The 21,386-nt window shown below is 61.1% G+C and carries 15 protein-coding genes; 1 reads left to right on the top strand and 14 read right to left on the bottom strand.

All coding sequences use genetic code 11. The features are described from left to right. Positions 1-73: 73 nt before the first annotated feature. The 10 genes from A462_RS22315 to valS all read right to left on the bottom strand — a co-directional run bounded on the left by A462_RS22315 (position 74) and on the right by valS (position 15,054). Positions 74-1,654, bottom strand: a complete 1,581-nt coding sequence (locus A462_RS22315) for an ABC transporter ATP-binding protein (protein ID WP_008433389.1) — start codon at positions 1,652-1,654, stop codon at positions 74-76. Between the two features lie 15 nt (positions 1,655-1,669). After that, the gene (locus tag A462_RS22320) at positions 1,670-2,692 is read right to left on the bottom strand and encodes an ABC transporter permease (protein WP_008433388.1); all 1,023 of its coding nucleotides are present in this window, start codon (positions 2,690-2,692) and stop codon (positions 1,670-1,672) included. Continuing rightward, complete coding sequence (locus tag A462_RS22325) at positions 2,692-3,756, bottom strand: microcin C ABC transporter permease YejB (RefSeq protein ID WP_008433386.1); 1,065 nt, start codon at positions 3,754-3,756, stop codon at positions 2,692-2,694. Before A462_RS22325 ends, A462_RS22320 begins: the two co-directional genes overlap by 1 nt. Beyond that, positions 3,743-5,581, bottom strand: a complete 1,839-nt coding sequence (locus A462_RS22330) for an extracellular solute-binding protein (RefSeq protein ID WP_032899141.1) — start codon at positions 5,579-5,581, stop codon at positions 3,743-3,745. The genes A462_RS22325 and A462_RS22330 overlap by 14 nt, the downstream gene beginning before the upstream one ends. A 129-nt stretch (positions 5,582-5,710) precedes the next feature. Continuing rightward, positions 5,711-8,650 (bottom strand): TonB-dependent receptor, encoded by a 2,940-nt coding sequence (locus A462_RS22335; protein WP_008433381.1) that lies wholly within the window; start codon positions 8,648-8,650, stop codon positions 5,711-5,713. Between the two features lie 191 nt (positions 8,651-8,841). After that, a complete protein-coding gene (locus A462_RS22340; RefSeq protein WP_003217682.1) occupies positions 8,842-9,795 on the bottom strand; it encodes a FecR domain-containing protein in 954 nt (317 codons plus the stop codon). Next, the gene (locus A462_RS22345) at positions 9,792-10,304 is read right to left on the bottom strand and encodes a sigma-70 family RNA polymerase sigma factor (RefSeq protein ID WP_008433377.1); all 513 of its coding nucleotides are present in this window, start codon (positions 10,302-10,304) and stop codon (positions 9,792-9,794) included. The genes A462_RS22340 and A462_RS22345 overlap by 4 nt, the downstream gene beginning before the upstream one ends. A 181-nt stretch (positions 10,305-10,485) precedes the next feature. Further along, on the bottom strand, positions 10,486-11,424 hold the full coding sequence (locus A462_RS22350) for an AraC family transcriptional regulator (protein WP_008433375.1): 939 nt from the start codon (positions 11,422-11,424) through the stop codon (positions 10,486-10,488). A gap of 17 nt (positions 11,425-11,441) precedes the next feature. Continuing rightward, a complete protein-coding gene (locus tag A462_RS22355; protein WP_008433373.1) occupies positions 11,442-12,284 on the bottom strand; it encodes an oxidoreductase in 843 nt (280 codons plus the stop codon). A gap of 202 nt (positions 12,285-12,486) precedes the next feature. Further along, positions 12,487-15,054 carry a valine--tRNA ligase gene (gene valS / locus A462_RS22360; protein ID WP_008433371.1) on the bottom strand — a complete coding sequence of 856 codons (2,568 nt, stop codon included), beginning with the start codon at positions 15,052-15,054 and terminating at the stop codon, positions 12,487-12,489. A gap of 140 nt (positions 15,055-15,194) precedes the next feature. Here valS and A462_RS22365 point away from each other — a divergent pair, with 140 nt between their 5' ends. Continuing rightward, on the top strand, positions 15,195-16,322 hold the full coding sequence (locus tag A462_RS22365; protein WP_008433369.1) for an FAD-dependent oxidoreductase: 1,128 nt from the start codon (positions 15,195-15,197) through the stop codon (positions 16,320-16,322). 12 nt (positions 16,323-16,334) lie between these two features. Here the strand turns inward: A462_RS22365 and A462_RS22370 are convergent, their stop codons facing one another. The 4 genes from A462_RS22370 to A462_RS22385 form a co-directional block, all read right to left on the bottom strand. Next, the gene (locus A462_RS22370; protein ID WP_032899136.1) at positions 16,335-16,937 is read right to left on the bottom strand and encodes a dTMP kinase; all 603 of its coding nucleotides are present in this window, start codon (positions 16,935-16,937) and stop codon (positions 16,335-16,337) included. A 32-nt stretch (positions 16,938-16,969) separates the two neighbouring features. Continuing rightward, complete coding sequence (locus A462_RS22375; protein ID WP_008433365.1) at positions 16,970-18,916, bottom strand: hybrid sensor histidine kinase/response regulator; 1,947 nt, start codon at positions 18,914-18,916, stop codon at positions 16,970-16,972. Between the two features lie 96 nt (positions 18,917-19,012). Continuing rightward, positions 19,013-20,344, bottom strand: coding sequence for an LLM class flavin-dependent oxidoreductase (locus tag A462_RS22380; RefSeq protein WP_008433363.1), 1,332 nt, complete (start codon positions 20,342-20,344; stop codon positions 19,013-19,015). 23 nt (positions 20,345-20,367) lie between these two features. Further along, the gene (locus A462_RS22385) at positions 20,368-21,324 is read right to left on the bottom strand and encodes an ABC transporter substrate-binding protein (protein WP_008433361.1); all 957 of its coding nucleotides are present in this window, start codon (positions 21,322-21,324) and stop codon (positions 20,368-20,370) included. Positions 21,325-21,386: the final 62 nt, after the last annotated feature.

Below are 21,386 nucleotides of genomic sequence, written 5' to 3'. Positions count from 1 at the left end.
GACGTTCCGGGACTGGTTGTTGGTAGAAGCACAGCAGACGGTAAAGCGTGAGATCAGCGCCCACTAGGCTGTACTACTCGCGATTCCTCAACGACGACGCTACCAGCAAATCCCGCGTATAGGCATGCTCTGGTGCGTCGAACAATTGCTCGGTACTCCCGGCCTCCACCACCACGCCATCCTTCACCACGATCAAGTCGTGAGCCAACGCCCTTACCACCGCCAGGTCGTGGCTGATAAACAAGTACGTCAGCCCATGTTCCTCCTGCAACCTGCGCAGCAAGCTAACCACCTGCTTTTGCACAGTGCGGTCGAGGGCTGAGGTGGGTTCGTCGAGCAATATCAAATCCGGCTTGATCACCAGTGCGCGGGCGATCGCGATGCGTTGGCGCTGGCCGCCGGAGAATTCGTGGGGGAAGCGATGGCGCGTATCGGGGTCGAGTCCGACGTCGCGCAACACGGCAATCACTTGAGCTTCGCGCGCGCAAGCATTGAGGTCCGTGTGTACGCGCAGGCCTTCTTCGATGATTTGCTGCACGCTCATGCGCGGACTGAGGCTGCCGAACGGGTCTTGAAACACCACCTGTAGTTTGCGCCGCCAGGGACGCAGGGCCTTGCCTTTGAGTGCGTCGAGGGCCTGGCCCTGGAAGCGAATGCTGCCTTGGGCGTCGATCAACCGCAGGATCGCCTGGCCAAGGGTGGATTTGCCCGAGCCGGATTCGCCAACAATGCCCAAGGTTTTGCCACGTTGCAGGCGCAGGTCGATGCCGTCCACCGCCTTGATCGGCGGTTTGCGCCGCAGCAGGCCGCCTTGCGGGAACCAGACCTTGAGGTTGTCCACTTCCAGCAGGTTGTCCGCCGTTTCACGCACCACCGCCCTGCCCTCTGGCTCGGCTTCGAGCAACTGCCGGCTGTAGGCGTGCTGCGGCGCGGCAAACAGTGCCTGGCAGTCGGCCTGTTCGACGATCTGGCCGGCGCGCATCACCGCCACGCGCTGGGCGATGCTGCGCACCACGTTGAGGTCGTGGCTGATCAACAGCAGCGCCATGCCCAGGCGTTGCTGCAGGTCTTTTAGCAGCGCAAGAATGCGTCGCTGCACGGTCACGTCCAGGGCCGTGGTGGGCTCGTCGGCGATCAACAGCAGCGGTTCGCAAGCCAGGGCCATGGCGATCATCACCCGCTGGCGCTGCCCCCCGGAGAGCTGATGCGGGTACGCCGCAAGGCGCTGGCGCGGCTGCTGGATGCCCACCAGTTCGAGCAACTCCAACACGCGCTCACGCGCCGCCGCACCGCCCAGGCCTTTGTGCAGCAGCAGGGTTTCGGACAGCTGCCGTTCGACGCTGTACAGCGGGTTGAGCGAGGTCATCGGCTCCTGAAAGATCATCGCGATGCGATCGCCGCGAATCTGCCTTAAACGCTCCGGCCGCGCGCCGAGCAGCTCTTCGCCCTGGTAGCGAATACTGCCCTGGGTACGCGTGGTGTGGGGCGGCAGCAATTGCAGGATCGAGTGGGCGGTCACCGATTTGCCGGAGCCCGACTCGCCCACCAGCGCCAGGCACTCGCCCGGGTGAATATCCAGGTCGATGCCACGCACCGCTTTGTGCCCGTCGAACGCCACTTTCAGGTTACGAATTTCAATCAACGCGTCAGTCACGGCACAGCTCGCTTATCAGGATCGGGGGTCGAAGGCGTCGCGGCAGGCTTCGCCGATAAACACCAACAGGGACAGGATCAACGCCAACGCAAAAAACGCGGTCAGCGCCAGCCACGGGGCTTGCAGGTTGTTTTTCCCCTGGCCGATCAATTCACCCAGGGACGCACTGCCCGTGGGCATGCCGAAGCCAAGAAAATCCAGGGCGGTGAGGGTCGAAATGGCCCCGGTCAAAATGAACGGCAAGTAGGTCAAGGTGGCAGTCAGCGCGTTGGGCAGAATGTGCCGCAACATCACCTGAACATCGCACACACCCAGGGCTCGCGCGGCCTTCACGTACTCCAGGTTGCGCCCGCGCAGGAACTCGGCGCGCACCACATCCACCAGGGTCAGCCAGGAAAACAGCGCCATGATCCCCAGCAGCCACCAGAAACCCGGTTCGACAAACCCGGACAAGATGATCAGCAAGTACAGGACCGGTAGCCCCGACCAGATCTCGATCAGGCGCTGCCCCAACAGGTCGACCCAACCGGCGTAATAGCCTTGCAGCGCGCCGGCGGCGACCCCGATCAAAGTGCTCACCACGGTCAGCGCCAAGGCAAATAACAGCGATACCCGGGTGCCGAAAATCACCCGCGCCAATACATCCCGGGCTTGATCATCGGTGCCCAGCCAGTTGCTCGCGCTGGGCGGCGCCGGCGAAGGGGTCGTGAGGTCGTAGTTGACCGTGTCGTAGCTGAACGGAATAGGCGCAAACAGCATCCAGCCGCCCTGCCCTTCAATCAGTTCATGCACGTAAGGGTCACGGTAATCCGGCTGAAACGGCAACGTGCCGCCGAAATCCTGCTCGGTGTAGCGCTCGAAGGCCGGGAAATACAGTGAGCCCTGGTACGCCATCACCAGTGGCTTGTCGTTGGCCAGCAGTTCGGCACCCAGACATACGGCGAACAGCGCCAGGAACATCCACAGCGACCACCAGCCGCGGCGATTGCGCTTGAAGTGCAGCCAGCGGCGACGAGTAATCGGAGTAAAAACCGGCATCAATGCGACCTCGCGGAAAAATCCAGCCGGGGGTCCAGCAGGCGGTAGCACAGGTCACCCAGCAACTTGATGACCAACCCGACCAGGGTAAAGATAAACAGCGTGCCAAAGACCACGGGATAGTCCCGTGCCACTGCCGCTTCGTAGCTCAGGCGACCGAGGCCGTCGAGGGAGAAAATCACTTCAATCAGCAACGAGCCGCCGAACAACATCGCGGTGAGCGCCTGGGGCAGGCCAACCACGATCAGCAGCATGGCGTTGCGAAACACGTGTTTGTACAGCACCTGTTTTTCGCTGAAACCCTTGGCCCGCGCGGTCACTACGTACTGGCGGCTGATCTCGTCGAGGAAGCTGTTTTTGGTGAGGATGGTCAGTGTGGCAAAGCCGCCAATCACCAGCGCCGATACCGGCAAGACAAGGTGCCAGAAGTAGTCCACGACCTTGCCCGCCCATGACAGGCTGGCAAAGTTCTCCGAGACCAGGCCGCGCACCGGAAACCAGTTCAACAGGCTACCGCCGCCGAATACCACGATCAGCAGCAAGGCGAACAGGAACGCCGGCATGGCGTGGCCGATAATGACCGCCGCACTGCTCCACACATCGAAGCGGCTGCCATGGCGCACGGCCTTGCGGATGCCCAGCGGGATCGACACCAGGTAACTGATCAGCGTGGCCCAGAAGCCCAGGGACAAAGTCACCGGCAGTTTTTGCAGGATCAGGTCGGTGACCTTGGCGCCGCGAAAGAAGCTATCGCCAAAATCCAGCCGCGCGTAGCTGCTGAGCATCAACCACAGCCGCGCGCCAAGGGGCTTGTCGAAGCCGTATTGGCGCTCGATATCGGCCACCAGCGCGGGGTCCAGGCCACGAGTTGTGCGCGATTCATTGCTGCCGGTTTCCACCCGTGTGCCGGCCACCGACGCTTGGCTGCCGATGCCTTGCAAGCGCGCGATGGCTTGCTCAACCGGGCCACCCGGGGCGGCTTGCACGATAAAAAAGTTGACCAGCAGGATGCACACCAGCGTTGGTACGATCAGCAATAAACGGCGCGCGCTATAGGCCAACATGTTGGGAAGCCTCAGTCAGTTGACGCATCTGTGCGGTGGTCAGCGGTATGGGGCTCACTTCCCACCAGGTGTCGATGCCCACGTCATTGAGCGGCGCTGTGCGGGGCCGACCAAAACGGTTCCACCACAGCGAGGACGAGCCCGGCGGGTAATAGTTGGGAATCCAGTAGAAGCCCCACTGCAACACGCGGTCGAGGGCATGGGCGTAGCGCACCATGGTCGGGCGGTCGTTGGCGCGGACAAGGCCATCGATCAAGGCGTCCACCGCCGGGTTGCGCAGTGCCATGTAATTGTTGGAACCAGGGTCATCGGCACTCTCGGAACCGAAGTAGTTGGTCAGCTCGCGGCCCGGCGATGGGCTGACCGGGTAGCCGTTGACGATCATGTCGTAGTCCCGTGCGCGCACGCGGTTGGCGTATTGGGCCGAGTCGATCATGCGGATCGTGAAGCCGATGCCGATCTGCGCCAGGTTGCGTTTGTAGGGCAGCAGCAAACGCTCGAAGCCTTTCTGGGCATTCAGGAAGGTGAACTGCAATGGCGTGCCCTCGGCGTTAACCAACTGGTCGCCGCGCGGGGTCCAGCCCGCCTCGGCCAGTAACTTCAGCGCTTGCGCCTGCTGCGGCCGAATGCGCCCGCTGCCATCGGTGCGCGGCGGCTGGTAGACCTGGGTGAACACCTCCTCCGGCACTTGCCCGCGCCAGGGTTCCAGAATGGCCAGTTCCTGGGCATCCGGCAGATGGGTGGCCGCCAATGCGCTGCGGGAAAAGAAGCTGCGCTGGCGCAGGTACAGACTGTGCATCATCTGCCGGTTGCTCCAGTCGAAATCCCACAACAGGCTCAGCGCCTCGCGCACGCGGCGGTCCTGGAACTGCGGTTTTTGCAGGTTGAACACAAAACCCTGGGTGCCCTGCACGGCATTCGGTGCCAGTTGTTCACGTTGCAGACGACCGTCGCGCAAAGCCTCGCCGTCGTAGCCCACCGAATAACTGGTGGCGGAAAATTCGCGATTGAAGTCGTAACCCTGGGCTTGCAGGATCTGGCGCGACACGTCGCCGTCGGCAAAAAACTCAAGCCGCAGGGTGTCGAAGTTGTACTGCCCCTGCGTCACCGGCAGGTCTCGCCCCCACCAGTCCTTGACCCGTTCGAAGGTGACACTGCGGCCGTTGTCCACGCTGCTGATACGGTACGGGCCGCTGCCCACCGGCGGTTCAAAGCCGCCGCCGTTGGCGAAATTGCGCCCCTGCCACCAATGTTCCGGCAGCACCGGCAGTGAAGCGAGGTCCAGAGGCAAGGTGCGATTGTCGGCGCTTTTGAAGGTGAACCGCACTTGGGTCGGCGATTCCACCAGCACCTGGTCCACATCGGCAAAGCTTTGGCGATACGCCAGGCTGCCTTCGGTGGTGAACAGCTTGAAGGTGTAGGCCACGTCCTGCGCGGTGATGGGCGTGCCATCGGCAAACCGCGCCTTGGGATTGAGGTAGAAACGCAGCCATGAATGGTCATCTGCCAGCTCCATGCCTTGCGCGACCAACCCGTACACGGTGTACGGCTCATCCTGCGAACGGTACGCCAACGGGCTGTAGAGCCAACCCTGGATCTGGGTGATGCCGGTGCCTTTGTCGACATACGGGATCAGGTGATCAAACGCCCCGCCTTCCATAGACGAGCGACGAAAACTGCCGCCCTTGGGCGCGTTCGGGTTGACGTAATCCAGGTGTTTGAAGTTGGCCGGGTACTTGGGCGCTTCGCCGTATACCGTCAAAGCGTGCGTCGGTTGAGCGAGCAGTGACGGCGCCCAAAGGCCCGTCAGCAGTGCCCACACCATGAAGCGAAACAGGCTCACAAACTCAACTCCTTTTCCAAAAACACTGAAGGCTCACTTATGCAGGGTTGTGCGTCGACGCCAGGGTTTTTATAGAGCACCGGTTAGACCGTTAGCGCATGTGCTTATGCGCTACTTGCCGAAGTGGTAACTCACGTCCAGCCAGACCTGGCGGCCATAGGGGTCGTAGTTGCCGCTGGGGTAATACGGCCAGCCGGCGGAGTCATCGTGCTTGACCTGATTGAGCAGGTTGTTGACGGTCAGGCCGACACTCGCCTGCTCGTTCACCTGGTAACGGGCGCTGGCGTTGAAGGTGGTCCAGGGCGACAGGCGCCCATCGCCGGCGCCATTGGTCACGCTGCCGTAGCGAATGCCGGTCAGCGTGGTGGTGAGGTGCTGGTAGTCCCAGGTCAGGCTCGCGTTGACCTTGCTGCGCCAGTCGTGGTTGTCGGTGCTGGAGCGCAGGTTCTGGGTTTGCGCATCGTCCGATTCCTTGAGGTAGTGGGACAGCACCAGGCTGTAGCCAATCGCCGAACTGAACGCGCCGTACTGGCCTGCGCCCCAGCGAATATTACTCTTGAGGTCCAGGCCGCTGACCCGCTCGCTGGCGGCGTTGATCGCATTGACCTGCACCCGTTGCAGCACGTTCGGGTCCACTGCCGCCGTGCTGGCATTGCGCTGGATGCGTGCCAGGACGTCGGCGCAAGTGGTCGCATCAAGCTGGCCGTTGCGGCACTGGTTTTCCTGTTGCAGCAAGCGGTTGATGTCGACGGTGGTCAACAGGTCCTTGATTTCGACGCGCCAGAAGTCGGCGGAGAAATCAAACTGATGCGAGGGCGACCAGACAAAGCCGTACGTCCAGGACTTGCCACGCTCGGAGGCGAGGTCCGAATTACCGGTCTGGGTGTAATCCACGCGGCCTCGGTCACACGCCCCTTCTACGCCCTTGCTGCAACCGTAATAGTCGATCTGGTCAGGCGTGTAGCCATTGGTCGCGGCCTGGTAGAGGTAGTTGAGGTCGGGTGCGCGAAAGCTGGTGCCGTAGCTGCCACGAAACAGCAGGCTGGTCACCGGGCGCCATTCCAGGCCCAGGTTGTAGGTTTTTTGTTGCTCGGTGCGGCCACTGAATTTGTATTGGTCCCAGCGCCCGGCCGCCGAGGCGAGCAAGGTGTCGGTGACGGGAATGCTCAGCTCGCCACCCGCGGCGTAGCGGTCACGCGAACCGCCTGAATTGGAGGCCGGCGTGGTGTTGTAAAACGTGCCGTCATTGAGTTGGTCGTCGACATCGACGCTGTAGGATTGCCGCCCCACTTCGGTCACACCGGCAAAGCCCACCGGCCCGGCGGGCAGCTCGAACAGGTCGCCGTTGATGTTGGCGCTGAAGGTTTGGGAAACCGATTTACTCTTCTGCACCAGGTTGCCGCGAAACTGATCCCACTGCTCCGGAGTCAGCGGCTGGTCCAGCCGCGAAGGGTCTGGCGCGAAGACCGGGTGCCCGTCCTGCGTGCCCAGTTGCGGCCCGAGGTAGTAATCGCGGATGCCGCTCAAAGGCGTGTAGCGGGTGGTGCGGTCGCTGGTGTACTCGGAGCGGTTCGCCGCAATCTGATAACCCCAGTCACTGTTGGTGAACTTGTCTTCCAGGCCCAGGGTACCGGTCCAGGACACTTCGCGCCATTTGCTGTTGTTGCTGGTCTTGCCACCGATTTCCTCGCTGGAAAAGTTGCGTGACCAGCGCTCCAGGTTGCCGGTGTTGCGGTTGATAAAGTCCGGCGAGGTGAAGCTTGGGCCGCGGGTGTTGTTCTGCGTGTGATCAAAGCCAAACATTAAGTCGGCAAACACTTTGCCGGTGTCGCTGAAATGCCAGGTGCCGCGCGTGTAGCCGTCATAGTTTTCCTTTTGCGCCTGCAAGGTCCAGTAGTCGTTGTAGTACTGGTTGGTGGTGCAGCGGGTGCTGCTGCCACCGAGCTTGCCGTTGTAGATACCGCCGTAGGCACCGCAACCGGGGCCGAGGTAGGCGCCGCTGTCGAGGTTACGGCGGTAGCCCACATCCTTGGCCGGGCCGTCGCTCATAAAGCCGCGCTGGTTGGCCCAGATCGGTTGGCGCTGGGTCAGCTCCAGGCCGAATACCCCGTCAAAATCGCCCCAGGTCTCGCCGCCGCTGATCTGCAGGCGCTGGTTGTCGCCGCCGCCACGCTCGGCGGCGCCACCACGCAGATTGACGTCCACGCCGCTGATTTTGTCTTTGAGGATGATGTTCACCACCCCGGCAATCGCGTCGGAGCCATACACCGCCGAGGCGCCGCTGCTGAGGATCTCGATACGCTCGATCATCACCGCCGGGATGTTCGCAAGGTTGGTGAAGTTGACCGCGCCGTCGTACGCCGTGGGGTAGTCGGCCACGCGCCTGCCGTTGATCAGCACCAGTGTGTGGTTCGGCCCCAGCCCTCGCAGGTTGAGGGCACTGGCGGCCGGCTGGAAGGTGTTGCCGTAGTCTTCGCCCTGGGTCATGCCGGTGTTCTGGGTTTGCGAAGCGATGGCGTCGTAGACGTTTTTGTAGCCCCTGCGGGTGACTTCGTCAGCGGTGATGACCGTGACCGGCGACGGCCCTTCAACCTGGGCACGGGCAATGCGTGACCCCGTGACCACGACCTTTTCCAACGCTACATCGCCCGGGACTTTCGCCGCCGTGGGCGCCGCCTTGACCGCCGCTGCAGGTGGCTTGGCCGCCCGGCGCAGGGTCCAACCGCCGTCGCCACTGGGCACGGCGTCGAGGGCTGCACCGTGTAGTGCCTGTCGCAGCGCTTGCTCGGTGGTGAAGGTGCCCCGCACCGGCGCGCTGGTCAGGCCTTGCACAAGGTCTTGCTGGAAGGAAATGATCTGCCCGCTGCTGCGCGACAGGGTCAACAGCGCTTGGTCGAGGGGGCCGCTGGCAATATCAAAATCAAAAGTCTGGGCGGTCGATATCGCAGACAGCGGCTGTGCCAGCACCGCCGTGCCATGTCCCGCCAAAGTCAGGCCAATCGTCAGAGACAGTGCCGCCAGAGATGCGCGACTGAGAGGTTTGAGTTGCATGGTTGAGGTTCCCATCATTGATATGCCGTTGATGGGTTGAACAACAGATCGGGGTTTTTTATAGGCGGCCGTTAGGCTAAAAAAGCATGGGTTTATAACGGCCCGAAACAACACTCCCAGGCAGATACACCCTGGCCTGTATTGGGTTGTGCAACAGTGGCGGGGGTTTTATAGGGCTGGGAAAATTATTTTTATCGGCGCTCGATACTGACCCAATAAGGGCTGTGATAATCGATCTGCACCGGCAAGGATTTGGCCAGCAATTGCAGGGCGCCCTGGCTGTCGTCCAGCGGGAAAATCCCGCTCAGCCTCAGGCTCGCCGCCTCGGGGCTGACGCGGATGATGCCGCGCCGGTAGTCACGCAGGGCTTGCACCACTTCACCCAATGAGCGGTCACGCACTTCCAGCAAGCCTTGGGTCCACGAGGCCTCGCCGCCGCTGGCGGTTTCCAGGTCGAGGATGCCATGGGCATTGAACGTGGCTTTCTGGCCGGCACTGATCACCTGCACAGCGCCGTCGCGCGTGGTGATTTCCACTTGGGAATGCAGCATCGTGATTTGGGTTCGATCCTCGCCCTGCTGTACCAGAAACCGCGTACCCAACGCGCGCATGCGGCCGTGTTCGGTCTCGACGATAAACGGTCTGAGACTGTCCTTGAAAACGTCGACCAGCAGCTTGCCGTCGAGCAACTGCAACAGCCGTTGCCGAGCATCGAAATGCGTCAGCACCTTGCTGCGCGCATCCAGGGTCAATGCACTGCCATCCTCCAGCGTGAGGTTCAGGCGCTCGCCCGTACCGGTGCGCAAAGCGCCCAACGGCAACCAGCTGTCGGACAGCCGCGTGATCAGACTTCCAAACGACACAACGCCAACCAGCGCCAGGGTATTGCGCAAGAAGCGCCGGCGGCCCGACGGTGCGTTGAGGGTGTGCAACAGGCTGTCGCGGGGCATGCGGCGCAGTTCGTCATTGTTCAGCACGGCCGGGACGCCGCCCATCATGTTGAAGATTTCGGCACGCCGTGGGTCGCCCTCACTCCAGCGACGGAACGCCTGGTGCTCCTGAGCACTGGCGTGCCCGGATTGCAGCAACGCCATCCACTGCGCCGCCTCGTCGATGATCGCCTCATCCGGCGCGCTGTGGCTCATGGCTGTGTCATCGCCAGGTAGCAGCGCTTGAACGCATCGGCCATGTATTGCTGAACCCGGCTGACCGAGACCTGCAGGCGCTCGGCAATCTGCGCATAGGTCAAACCGTCCAGCTGGTGATACAAAAACGCCGCCTTGGCCTTGGCCGACAAACCGTCGAGCAAGCGGTCGACTTCCAGCAGCGTCTCGATCAACAGCAAACGCTCCTCGGGCGACGGGTGCACCATCATCGGCGCCTGGGCCAATGCTTCCAGGTAGGCACGTTCCAGGTCCTGGCGACGCCAGCCCTCATACATCAGGCGCCGCGAGATGGTGGTCAGCAACGCCCGCGGCTCGCGGATTTGCGAAGGGTCGGGCAATGCCAGTACCCGCAGGAAGGTCTCCGATGCAATGTCCTGAGCCCCATGGGCGCAACCCATCGCCCGGCTTACCCGCGTGCAAAGCCAACTGTAGTCACTTTTGAACATCTGCCCAATCAGACCGAAATGTGGGTTCTGATTCACACCCATTGCATGCTCCATGCGAATAAAGGCCATTCAGCCTGGCGGTTGATGAGCAATGGAAAGCCATCGCTGGAGGCGGACTTTGCATGAGGGGAGCATAGGTTAGGAAAGAATAAAAAATAACAATAGCCTGTCAAATTGGCATATGCAGAAAAATCAGATACGGGGCAGCGCCCTGGCTTTCAGGTCAGTGCGAAGACACATAGACAGAAGGCTGCGCCGGCGCTGGCAGCGAATAGGTTGCTTTCATCCATTCGACTTCAGCATGGGGTGTGCGGCCGAAGTAGCGCTTGAACTCTCGGCTGAACTGCGATGCGCTTTCATAGCCCACGTTAAAAGCCGCAGATGAGGCCGACATGTCGTTGCGGAGCATCAACAACCTTGCCTGGTGCAGACGAGTCGATTTCAGGTACTGCATGGGTGAGGAGTCGGTGACTGTTCGAAAGTGCAGATGAAAGCTGGGTACGCTCATACTCGCCTCCTGGGCCAGGCACTCGACGTCCAGCCGCTCCTGGTAACAGCTGTGTATCTTGCGAATGGCGCGGGTCACCTTTGCGAAATGGCCTTGCTTGCCAAGGGCCGCCCGCATGGACCCTCCTTGTTCACCTGCGATGATCCGGTAGTAAATCTCGCGCACCAGCGACGGGCCGAGGATCGGCCCGTCGACCGGATGGCTCATCGCTTCGAGAAAGCGCAGTGTGGACTCGCGCAACATCTCGTCCATCGGCGAGGAATACATGCCTTTGGGACGTTCGTGGGTCGGACCGGATTTTTCGTCAATTTCCAGGATCAGTTCGCCAGCGAGTTTGAAATCCAGGCGCATGTATACCGCCAGCATCGGTTCCTCTTCGCTGGCGTCGGTTTCCATGGTGAAAGGCACTGGCACAGACACCACCAGGTAGTGCTGGGCGTCGTAAAGGTAGACCTCATCGCCCAGATAGCCGAGCTTGCGCCCCTGGCACAGGATGACGATGCCAGGCTCGTAGAGCACTGGCGTGCGGGTCAGCGGGCGATTGGAGCGCAGGAAGCGTATGTCTTCCAGTGCGCTCAGGTTGTAGCCCTCCACGGGGGCCAACTGCTCCATCAGTTGGACCATGCGCCGGGTTCGCGCGGCAAAATGATTCATAGGCCCCTCTTGCGGTTTCACGAAGCGTGACCATCCGTAGAGCGTGTCAGTGCTTCCCATTGGTCGATGTCACGCAGGGATTGCGTCAGCTTTTCGCGCACAAAGCCTATGGCATCGCTGCCGAGCAGCAGGTGGGCCGGTGGGTTGTCGCTGGCGATCAACTGCAGCATGGCTTGCGCAGCTTTTTGCGGGTCCCCCAACTGGTGGCCGCTTTTCGCTTCGCGCGCCTGGCGTACCGGATCAAAGCTGGCATCGTAGTCGGCGATGCTGCGGGGCGTACGCTGCATCGAGCGGCCGGCCCAATCGGTGCGAAATGAGCCTGGCGCCACGGCGGTGACAAAAATGTTGAATGGCTTGAGTTCTTTGCTCAGGGTGTCGGAGATGCCTTCCAGCGCGAACTTGCTGGCGCAGTAGTAGGCGATACCCGGCATCGTGATGGTGCCGCCCATGGACGTGATGTTGATGATGTGCCCGCTGCGGCGCTGGCGGAAGTACGGCACAAACGCCTTGGTCACGGCAACGGCGCCGAACACGTTGACGTCGAACTGACGACGCATTTCTTGCAGCGGCGACTCTTCGAAAATGCCCTCATGGCCGTAACCTGCGTTGTTCACCAGGACATCCACCGGGCCGTAGCGGGTCTCGATCTCGGCAACGACGCTGTCGATCCGCTCAAAGTCGGTGACATCCAGGATCACGCCATGAGCACGCTCCGCTGATAATGCCTCGAACGTTTGCAGCGCGGCTTCGTTGCGAACGGTACCAATGACACGGTGGCCTGCAGCCAGTGCCTCGGTCGCGAGGGCCTTGCCAAAGCCGCTGCTGATGCCGGTGATGAACAGGGTTTTGCGAGTGCTCATGGAAATTCCTCTCGGTTACTGAGTGCTAATGGTAGCCAAGCCACCGCTGGCGACCTATGCCGGATCATCTATGAGGCTTGCCTATTCCTATTCGCTTCTGCTCATACGCTCAATTGTTCCGATGTGGCTCGATTGACGCAGGCTGATGCGTGGTCCGGCCCGCCCCAGTGGGTGTCACTGAGGCGGTCGGCACCACTCCACGTTACGTCAGCCAGACATCGACCTGCCGCTCCGCGCCCTCTATAAACACCAAGGCCTCGACCTGCCCCGCCTCTATCAGGTCTTGGCTGACGCCTTTTATCAGTTCAAGCTGCGCGGCGCTGTCGACCAACTCAACACGTGCTACCGGAGCCTTCATGGACTGGCTGGCATCAGACTTTGCTTTGCGAATCGCAGACAGCACGCTGCTCAGGCTCATCAATAACTGTTCAACAGCCGCGTCAGGGCAAGCGCCCCCTTGCGGCCAGGGCGCCTTGTGCACTGAGCCGCAATTCCAGGATTGCCAGACCTCCTCACACACAAAGGGCAGAAATGGCGCAAACAGTCGCTGCTGCACGCTCAGCGCATGTGCCAATGCATTACGCGCCGAGTAGCCGTCGGGTCGATAGGCACGACGCTTGACCAATTCGACGTAGTCATCGCAAAACCACCAGAAGAATCCTTCGATACGCGACAACGCCCCACTGTAGTCATAGGCCTCCAGCGCGACGGTAGCGTCCTGGACTACGCCACCCAAGCGTTCAAGCATGGCTTGATCCAGCGGTTGGTCGATATCCCCGGTGTCATCCTTCGCAAAGCCTTGAACCAACCTCGAAAGATTGAACAGCTTGACGGCCAGGCGGCGGCCGATTTTCATCTGCTGCTCTTCAAAGGCTGTGTCACTGCCGAGCCGCGCCGAGGCAGCCCAATAGCGCACGCCGTCACTTCCATACTGGTCGAGCAAGGCTTGAGGGGTGACCACATTCCCCTTGGACTTGGACATTTTCTTGCGATCAGGATCAAGGATCCACCCGGAAAGCGCTACGTTGCGCCATGGCGCGCAACCGTGTTCAAAATGGCTGCGTACCAGTGTCGAGAACAGCCAGGTTCGGATTATGTCGTGACCTTGGGGCCTGAGGTCCATCGGGTATATTTTGGCAAACAACCCATCGTCTTCTCCCCAGCCGCCGGCAATCTGAGGCGTCAGGGAACTGGTGGCCCAGGTGTCCATGATGTCTTGTTCACCGATAAACCCGTTGGGTTGACCACGCTGCTCGGGTCGATACCCAGGCGGTGTATCCAGGCCCGGATCAACAGGCAGGCTTGCCTCACTGGCGATAATCGGAGCGCCATGCTCGGCTTCGCCTTGCGCGTCCAGGCGATACCAGAACGGAATCGGCACGCCGAACGTACGTTGGCGACTGATTAGCCAGTCTCCATTCAACCCCCCTACCCAATGCTCGTAACGCCTGAGCATGTGCGGCGGATGCCAGTCCAACGCCTGGCCAGCGTCGAGCAACACGTCCCTCAGGTTCGCGTCGCGTCCGCCATTGCGCAAGTACCATTGCCGCGTCGCGAGAATTTCCAAAGGCCGGTCGCCTTTCTCGAAGAACTTTACCGCGTGGTTAATCGGTCGTGGTTCATCTCGCATGGCGCCGCAGTCACGCAACATCGAAACGAGCTGCGTACGAACCTGGGACAGGGTACGGCCGGCCAGGCCTGCGTAGGCCTGTTGGCTGCGCGGAGTCGTCAACCAGGAGGGCGTCTCAAGTAACAGGCGCCCGTCCTTTCCCAGGACTGACCGTGTGGGCAGCTGCAACTCCCGCCACCAAATCACATCGGTTAGATCGCCAAAGGTGCAGACCATCGCCAACCCGGTGCCCTTGCCGGGGTCACCCAAAGGGTGGGCCAGCAGCGGAACGTCCAGGTCAAAAATCGGCGCACGCACGGTCTGCCCGAACCTCGCCTGATAACGAGCGTCGTCCGGGTGAGCCACCAGCGCCACGCATGCCATCAGCAACTCAGGTCGAGTCGTAGCAATCTTCAGTTCGGCACCATCAGCCGCGTCGAAGCCGAGTTCGTGATACGCACCCGCAACCTCGCGCTCCTCAAGCTCTGCCTGGGCTACGGCCGTCTGGAACGTCACATCCCAGAGGCACGGAGCCTCCTGGCTATACAGTTCGCCACGCTGGTAGTTACGCAGTAACGCGCGCTGACTGGCTCGTTGGGAGCGTTCATCAATGGTGGCGTATGAAAGACTCCAATCAACGGACAAGCCCAGTTGCACGAACAGTGCACGGAACGCTTGCTCATCGATGGCCGTCAGCTCATGGCACAACTCGATAAAGTTGCGCCGACTGATGACTGCAAAGTCAGCCCGTTTTAATGGAATTGACTCGGAGGGTTTGAAGCCAGGCTGGTAAGCGGCCAACGAGTCGCAACGTACGCCGTAGAAATTCTCGACCCTGCGTTCGGTCGGCAAGCCATTGTCGTCCCAACCCATGGGGTAGAACACAGCCTTGCCGCGCATCCGCTGGAACCGGGCGATGATATCGGTGTGGGTGTAGCTGAAGACATGGCCAACGTGCAACGAACCTGAGGCTGTCGGTGGCGGCGTGTCGATGGAGAATACAGCGTCGCGTTGGGCGCTGTGGTCAAAGGCATACGTGCCTTCGAGCTGCCAATGCTGAGACCAGCGTGTTTCGAGGTTTTCAAGCGAGGGGGTGACGGTTTGATCGTTTAGAACTTCATCACGTTTAACGGTGACATAGCTTCCTCCTGTCAACATCATGGGGCGCGACAACTGTTGTGCGCCGAAGCAAACTTTATATTCAATCGCCTGCGGAAAGTAAACCCCTTGAACCAGGCCATTTTTTCCACAAAATAGCGTAAAAACAGTCCGGAAGATTTCTCACATTCAACAGGTACCCTATGCACACCCCCGTCACAATCATCGGTGCTGGCCTGGGCGGTCTCATCCTGGCCCGCGTGCTGTACGTCCACGGTATTGCCGCCACCGTCTATGAAGCAGAGCCGTCGGCAACCGCACGCGCCCAAGGCGGGATGCTTGATATCCACGACTACAACGGCCAACTGGCCTTGCAGGCAGCGGGCCTGACGGACGAGTTCCGCGCGCTTATCCTGAAAGGTCGCGAGGCGACTCGGGTGCTTGATTGGCAGGGTGCCACTCTGTTGGATCAACCCGACGACGGCACAGGCGGCCGTCCCGAGGTCATGCGTGGCGAACTGCGCAAGATGCTCCTCGATTCACTGCCCGCCGGTACTGTGCGTTGGGGCCACAAGGTCAAGAGCGTGCGCGCCCTCGGCGAGGGTCGCCACGAAGTGACCTTCGCCGACGGCACTTGCGTTGCCACCCACCTGCTGGTTGGCGCGGACGGAGCCTGGTCAAAGGTCCGGCCGCTGCTCAGCGACGCTGCCCCCGAGTACATGGGCCGCTCGTTGATCGAAACCTACCTGTATGACAGCGACGCCCGGCACCCGGCCACCTCCAGGGCGGTAGGTGGCGGTGCGATGTTCGCACTTCAACCGGGAAAAGGGATCCAGGCGCACCGTGAGACGGGCGCCACGCTGCACACCTACGTAGTGCTCACCGAATCCCAAGGCTGGTTTGCCGCCATCGATTTCACCGACACGGCAACGGCGGCGGTACGGATCGCGCAGGAATTCGCTGGCTGGTCCCCTGCCCTCACGGCATTGATCACCGACAGCGACACCGAACTGGTATGGCGCCCGCTCTTTATGCTGCCGGTTGAGCACCGCTGGGAGCGAGTGCCGGGCGTAACGCTGATCGGTGATGCCGCACACCTTGCGGCCCCGAATGGCGAAGGCGCGAACCTGGCCATGTACGATGGTGCCGAACTCGGCAAAGCCATCGCCTCATACCCTGATGACGTCGAAACCGCCCTGGGCGAATACGAACAGGCCATGTTCCCGCGCAGCGCGCAAATGGCTGCCGAGGGGAATGAACTGCATGAGTTGCTGTTTGGTGACGATGCACCCTATAGCCTGGTCAGCATGTTCAACGGGGCAAGTGCCTGAACAGGGCTCGGGTCAATCACACTGGAAGGACTCAAGGACGTTATAAATTTCAGCAACCACCTGCCGTGTCGCGCCCTCGATGGTTCCTTCATTCCGGCATAACACCCAGCCGTGATCCGCAACCGCTCGCTCGAACGCCCGGGTACAGGCGACATGTTCTGCCAGCGTGTGGATCACGGTACTGCTCAGCCCACGCCGGCGTGCCGCGGCCCGTGCCCATGAAATATCAGGGGCAGTGACGACCCCGATATGCAGGTCCGGCACTTGCACGTTTCGATCAATGTTCAACTGCAGGATTTCTGCCAGCGGGACTTCCCGGCGAAACGCGGCATCAGACGGGTACCAGCGGTCGATCAGGACGATGCTGCCTGGTGGCTGTCTAGCCAGCACGTGCCGGGAAATCCACGCACGGCTATCAGCGAAGCGTTCACAAACCTCCCACTCCAGATCCAGGCCGGGATGCCTGGCGAGTCTGTTAACGAGGGTCATTGTTTCACTTCTGAAGGGATCGCTTTTTCTCTCGCAAAGCCGGATCACCATTCTGTTGTCAGCCCTCAGTGCTTTTGTTACGGCCTCCAGCAATGTGGTTTTGCCAGTACCCTTGGGGCCATCCATGGAAACAAACAACGGACGGCCAGCCGCCTGGCTCAACACGGCTTGTCGATCCGGCTGCGCATGGTTTCGGCGATCACCCTGGCCAGTGCAGATTGATCGAATGGCTTGGGTAAGCGCGTCAATGTGGTCTTGAGGTCCAGGGAGATTTCCGCAAAGCCTGAGGAAAGAATGATGGGAAGGTTGGGATACAACGACTCGATGTTGCCGGCAAGCTCGATCCCGGTCATGTCCGGCATTGCCATGTCTGTCACGACCAGGTCAAAGCACGCGCCTTGCGCCAGGAACGCCAACGCAGCATGCCCGTCTCCTGCCGACACAACATGATGGCCCAGGTCTTCAAGCATCGCCCCGGTGCTGATCAGCACCAGCGGGTCGTCATCTACCAGCAGAATCTCGAGGCATTGCTGATGGGCTGCATCGGGTGTATCTGCAGTTGATGCCAGCGCCGCAGACTGTGTGGTGTCGGTCACCGCCACCGGTAACCAGAGCTCTGCGGTTGTGCCCTCTCCTACCCGGCTCTTCAGCACAAAGTGGCCCTGTGACTGTGCCGCCAGGCCATGCACCATCGAAAGCCCAAGCCCGGTGCCTTTTCCCGCTCCCTTGGTGGTGAAGAACGGCTCCATGGCCCGTTGCAAGGTCGCGTCATTCATCCCGGGGCCGGTGTCGATGACAGAGATGCAAATCAGCCTTTGCGAGTCATTCGTCCCGCCGGGAAACGCATCCTCCCGCGCTGAAATCAGGATCCTGCCCCGACCTTCCATTGCGTCCCGGGCGTTGATCACCAGGTTCATGACGGCCATTTCCAGTTGGCTCATGTCGACCAATACCGGCCGCAGGATCAAGGGGAACTGTGTGTCGACGTTGATGCCTGCGCCCAACATGCGGGACAGCAGGTCTGACATGTTGCGGATCAGATCGCCCACATCCACAGGCTGAGGGTCAAGCTCCTGGCGACGGGCAAAGGCCAGCATGCGCTGAGTCAGCGTTGCGCCCCGCTGGGCGCCCGCGATGGCATTATTCAGTAAGGCGCAGGTTCTCGAGTCCTGCGGGACACGCTTCTTGGCGAGTTCAAGACTCCCCAGAATCACCATCAGGAGGTTGTTGAAGTCATGGGCGATGCCGCCGGTGAGCTGGCCCAGGGACTCCATTTTCTGGGATTGGAATAACGCCTCTCGGGTTTCCTTGATCTCCTGTTGAGCCTGGACGCTTTCGGTAACGTCCCGGGTGATCTTCGCAAACCCCACCAGCTCACCCAGTTCATTCTTGATCGGGTCGATAACCACATGGGCGAGGAATCCCGTGCCGTCCTTGCGCAGGCGCCAGCCCTGCCCTTCGTAACGACCTTCCCTGACCACCGTTTCAAGGGCGCGCTGCGGGACGTTGTGGTCTACGTCCTCACGCTGGAAGAACATGGAGTAATGCCTGCCGATGACTTCTGCCGGCTGATAACCCTTGATGCGCTGGGCGCCGGCGTTCCAGGTGGTGATCACGCCGTTGGGGTCCAGCATATACAGCGCGTAGTCGGTGACGCCTTGCACCAGCAGGCTGAATTGCTGCTCGCTCTGGCGCAGCGCCTGCTCCGCGGCCTTACGCTCGGTCAGGTCCCGTGTGACCTTGGCGAAGCCAATCAACGTGCCGTCGTCGGCGCGTATCGGGTCGATGATCACCAGTGCCCAGAGACGAGTCCCATCCTTGCGGATGCGCCAACCTTCGCCCTCGAAGCGCCCTGACTGCTCGGCGCTCTTGAGTGCCCGGCCCGGCAAGTCCGAGGCCAGGTCTTCCGGGGTGTAGAACAGCGAAAAATGCCTGCCCAGCACTTCACTCTGTTCGTACTGCTTGATCTTTCTCGCCCCGGAGTTCCAACTGCGAATCAAGCCGTTCGTATCAAGCATATAGATGGCATAGTCGACCACTGCGTCGACGAGCAGTCGATACCGGTCGTCCTGATTGAAAGGCCCTTGTGCAGGATGGGATGGCATCAGGAAAGTCTCGGGACAAATGAGTGGCTTGAGCCCTCAGTATGTCTAAAAAAATCCCCGGCCCACCAATTTATTCATCTGGACAGTTGTTTTGAGTCAACCGCCGCCGTTGCGCGCAAACCGTGGAATCTTCAATCCCAGGCTTTCCCGCAAGGTCGTACCTTCATAAGCCGTGCGATACACGCCGCGCTCCTGCAACAACGGGATGACCTCGTGCGTGAAGCGCTTGAACTGCTCCGGATGGCCGATGTAGATATTGAAACCATCCACCGCGCGGGCTTCAAGCCAGTCAGCCATTTTCCGAGCGACGGTATCCGCCGATCCGACAAACGCTCCCGGGCGCAGTTGCCGCCCAAACTCCACCGCCTGGCGCAATGTAAAACCTTTCTCCCGTGCCTGATCGGCAATGCGTTTGGCCGCGGTAAAAAAGCTGCTGCGTGCCGCCTCCAGGCTCTCCTGCGGGAACGGCGCATCAAGGTCGTACTGGCTGAAATCATGCCAGCCGAAATTGCGTCCGAACTCCTTCAGCGCCAGCTCGAAACTGTGGTCGGCCTGATGGTAGTGCCGCTCGATTTCACGCGCCTGTTCATCGGTATCGCCTACATAAATCTCGGCGCCGGGCATCACCAGCAATTGCTTCGGGTCACGGCCATGTTGCAGCGCCCTGCCCTTGATATCCCGATAAAAAGCCTGGCCCTGCTCGATGCTGGCCGCATGGGTAAAGATCACATCGGCCGTGGCCGCACCGAGGTCGCGGCCTTGTTCCGAATCGCCAGCCTGGAAGATCACCGGTTGGCCCTGGGGTGAGCGCTGGATATTCAGCGGCCCGACCACGGAAAAGTGCTCGCCCTTGTGATTCAGGCTGTGGAGTTTGGCGGGGTCGAGAAACCGGCCGGTGGCGCGGTCACGCACGAAGGCATCTTCCTCATAGGAGTTCCACAGGCCCTGCACGACCTGGACGTGTTCGGCCGCCCGGCCATAGCGGGTGTCGTAGTCATAATGTTCGTCGCGGCTGTAGTTGCCGGCGGTACCGGCGTCGCCGCTGGTGACCACGTTCCAGCCGGCGCGGCCTTTGCTGATCAGGTCGAGTGAGGCCAGGCGCCGCGCGACGTTATAGGGCGAGTTGTAAGAGGTCGTCAGCGTACCGACCAGGCCCAGGTGCCGGGTGCTTACGGCAAGTGCCGATAACAGCGTCAGCGGCTCCAGCCGGTTCAGGTAGTGGGATGGCGAACCCGGTGTGATGAATTGGCTGTCGACGATGAACATCAAGTCGAACAATGCCGCCTCGGCCTGGCGTGCAATGTCGATGTACCAGTCGACGTTGACGCTGGCATCGGCCGGCAATTGCGGGTCGAGCCATAGATTGTGGCGGCCGGGCCCGCCGCAGCCCATGGTCAGGGCACCGAGTTTGAGCTGTCTTTTAGTCATGTCCAAGGTATTCCTGGAAACGTTCAGGGCTGGGTTCTGGCGACGGCTGGTTGCAAGGACGCCGCGAAGGAGTCGTCGAACAGCTTGGCTGCCGGGTAAGACTTGACCAGTCCCTGGCTTGCGAAAAAGTCCACGGTCTTTTGTGCTTCTACAGGCGACTGGGCTGTCACCGGTTCGACCGTCGTGCGTGCCCGGGCAAACCAGGCGCGGGCAATGTCGGCATCTGCGCGGGTGCGTTTGGCCCAGGCATCTGCATACGCGTCGGCGTTGGCTGGGCTTTGGCGTGTCCAGTCACGGGCTTTCTTCAGGCGTTGGAGAAAATCGCTGATTTGCGCACGCTTGTTATCGACGGCCCTGGTGCTGGCGGCGACGAAACTCTGGGCCGGGATCAGCCCGTCTGCGGTCGCCAATACCCGTGCGCCCTGGCGTTCCTGTTGGGTGACGTAGGGTTCCCAGGTGGCGATGACGTCGACCGAACCGCCTTCCAGTGCGTGGGAAGCATCCAGTGCACTGAGGTAGCGCAACTCCAGGGCGTCTTTCGGCACGCCGGCCTTATCCAGTGCGGTCAGCAGCAGTTGCTGGCTCCAGGAGCCTTTCCAGATGGCGGCGCGCTTGCCTTTGAGGTCCGCAAGGCTGTGGATCGAGGAATCCTTTTTCACCAGGATGGCCACGCCCTCGAGGTTTTGCCGGCTGATGGCAATCACCTTGATCGGTGCGCCGAGTGCACCGAGGAACAGCACGGGCGCATCGCCGAGCAGGCCGATGTCGAGGCTGTTGGTATTGAGGGCTTCCGCCACGGGAGACCCGGCGGTGAATTGCTTCCATTCAAGGGTATAGGGCAGATCATCCAGCACCCCCGCCGCTTCCATCACGGCCTGGGCGTTGTAGCTTTGGTCTCCGACCACCAGCGTTTGCGCGTTCGCGGTCAGGCACAGCAGCGTGGCGGCCAACCCGGCCGCCAGTTTTGTCAGGTAACGCACGTTCGTCTCCAGATGCCTTCTCAAGCATTGAAAGTCGATCCGCGCGTGCGGTCTCGGCAGTG

Source organism: Pseudomonas sp. Ag1, assembly GCF_000278565.1.
Lineage (GTDB): Bacteria > Pseudomonadota > Gammaproteobacteria > Pseudomonadales > Pseudomonadaceae > Aquipseudomonas.
The sequence above is the reverse complement of the archived record's forward strand: the minus strand, read 5'-3'. Positions and strand labels throughout refer to the sequence as shown.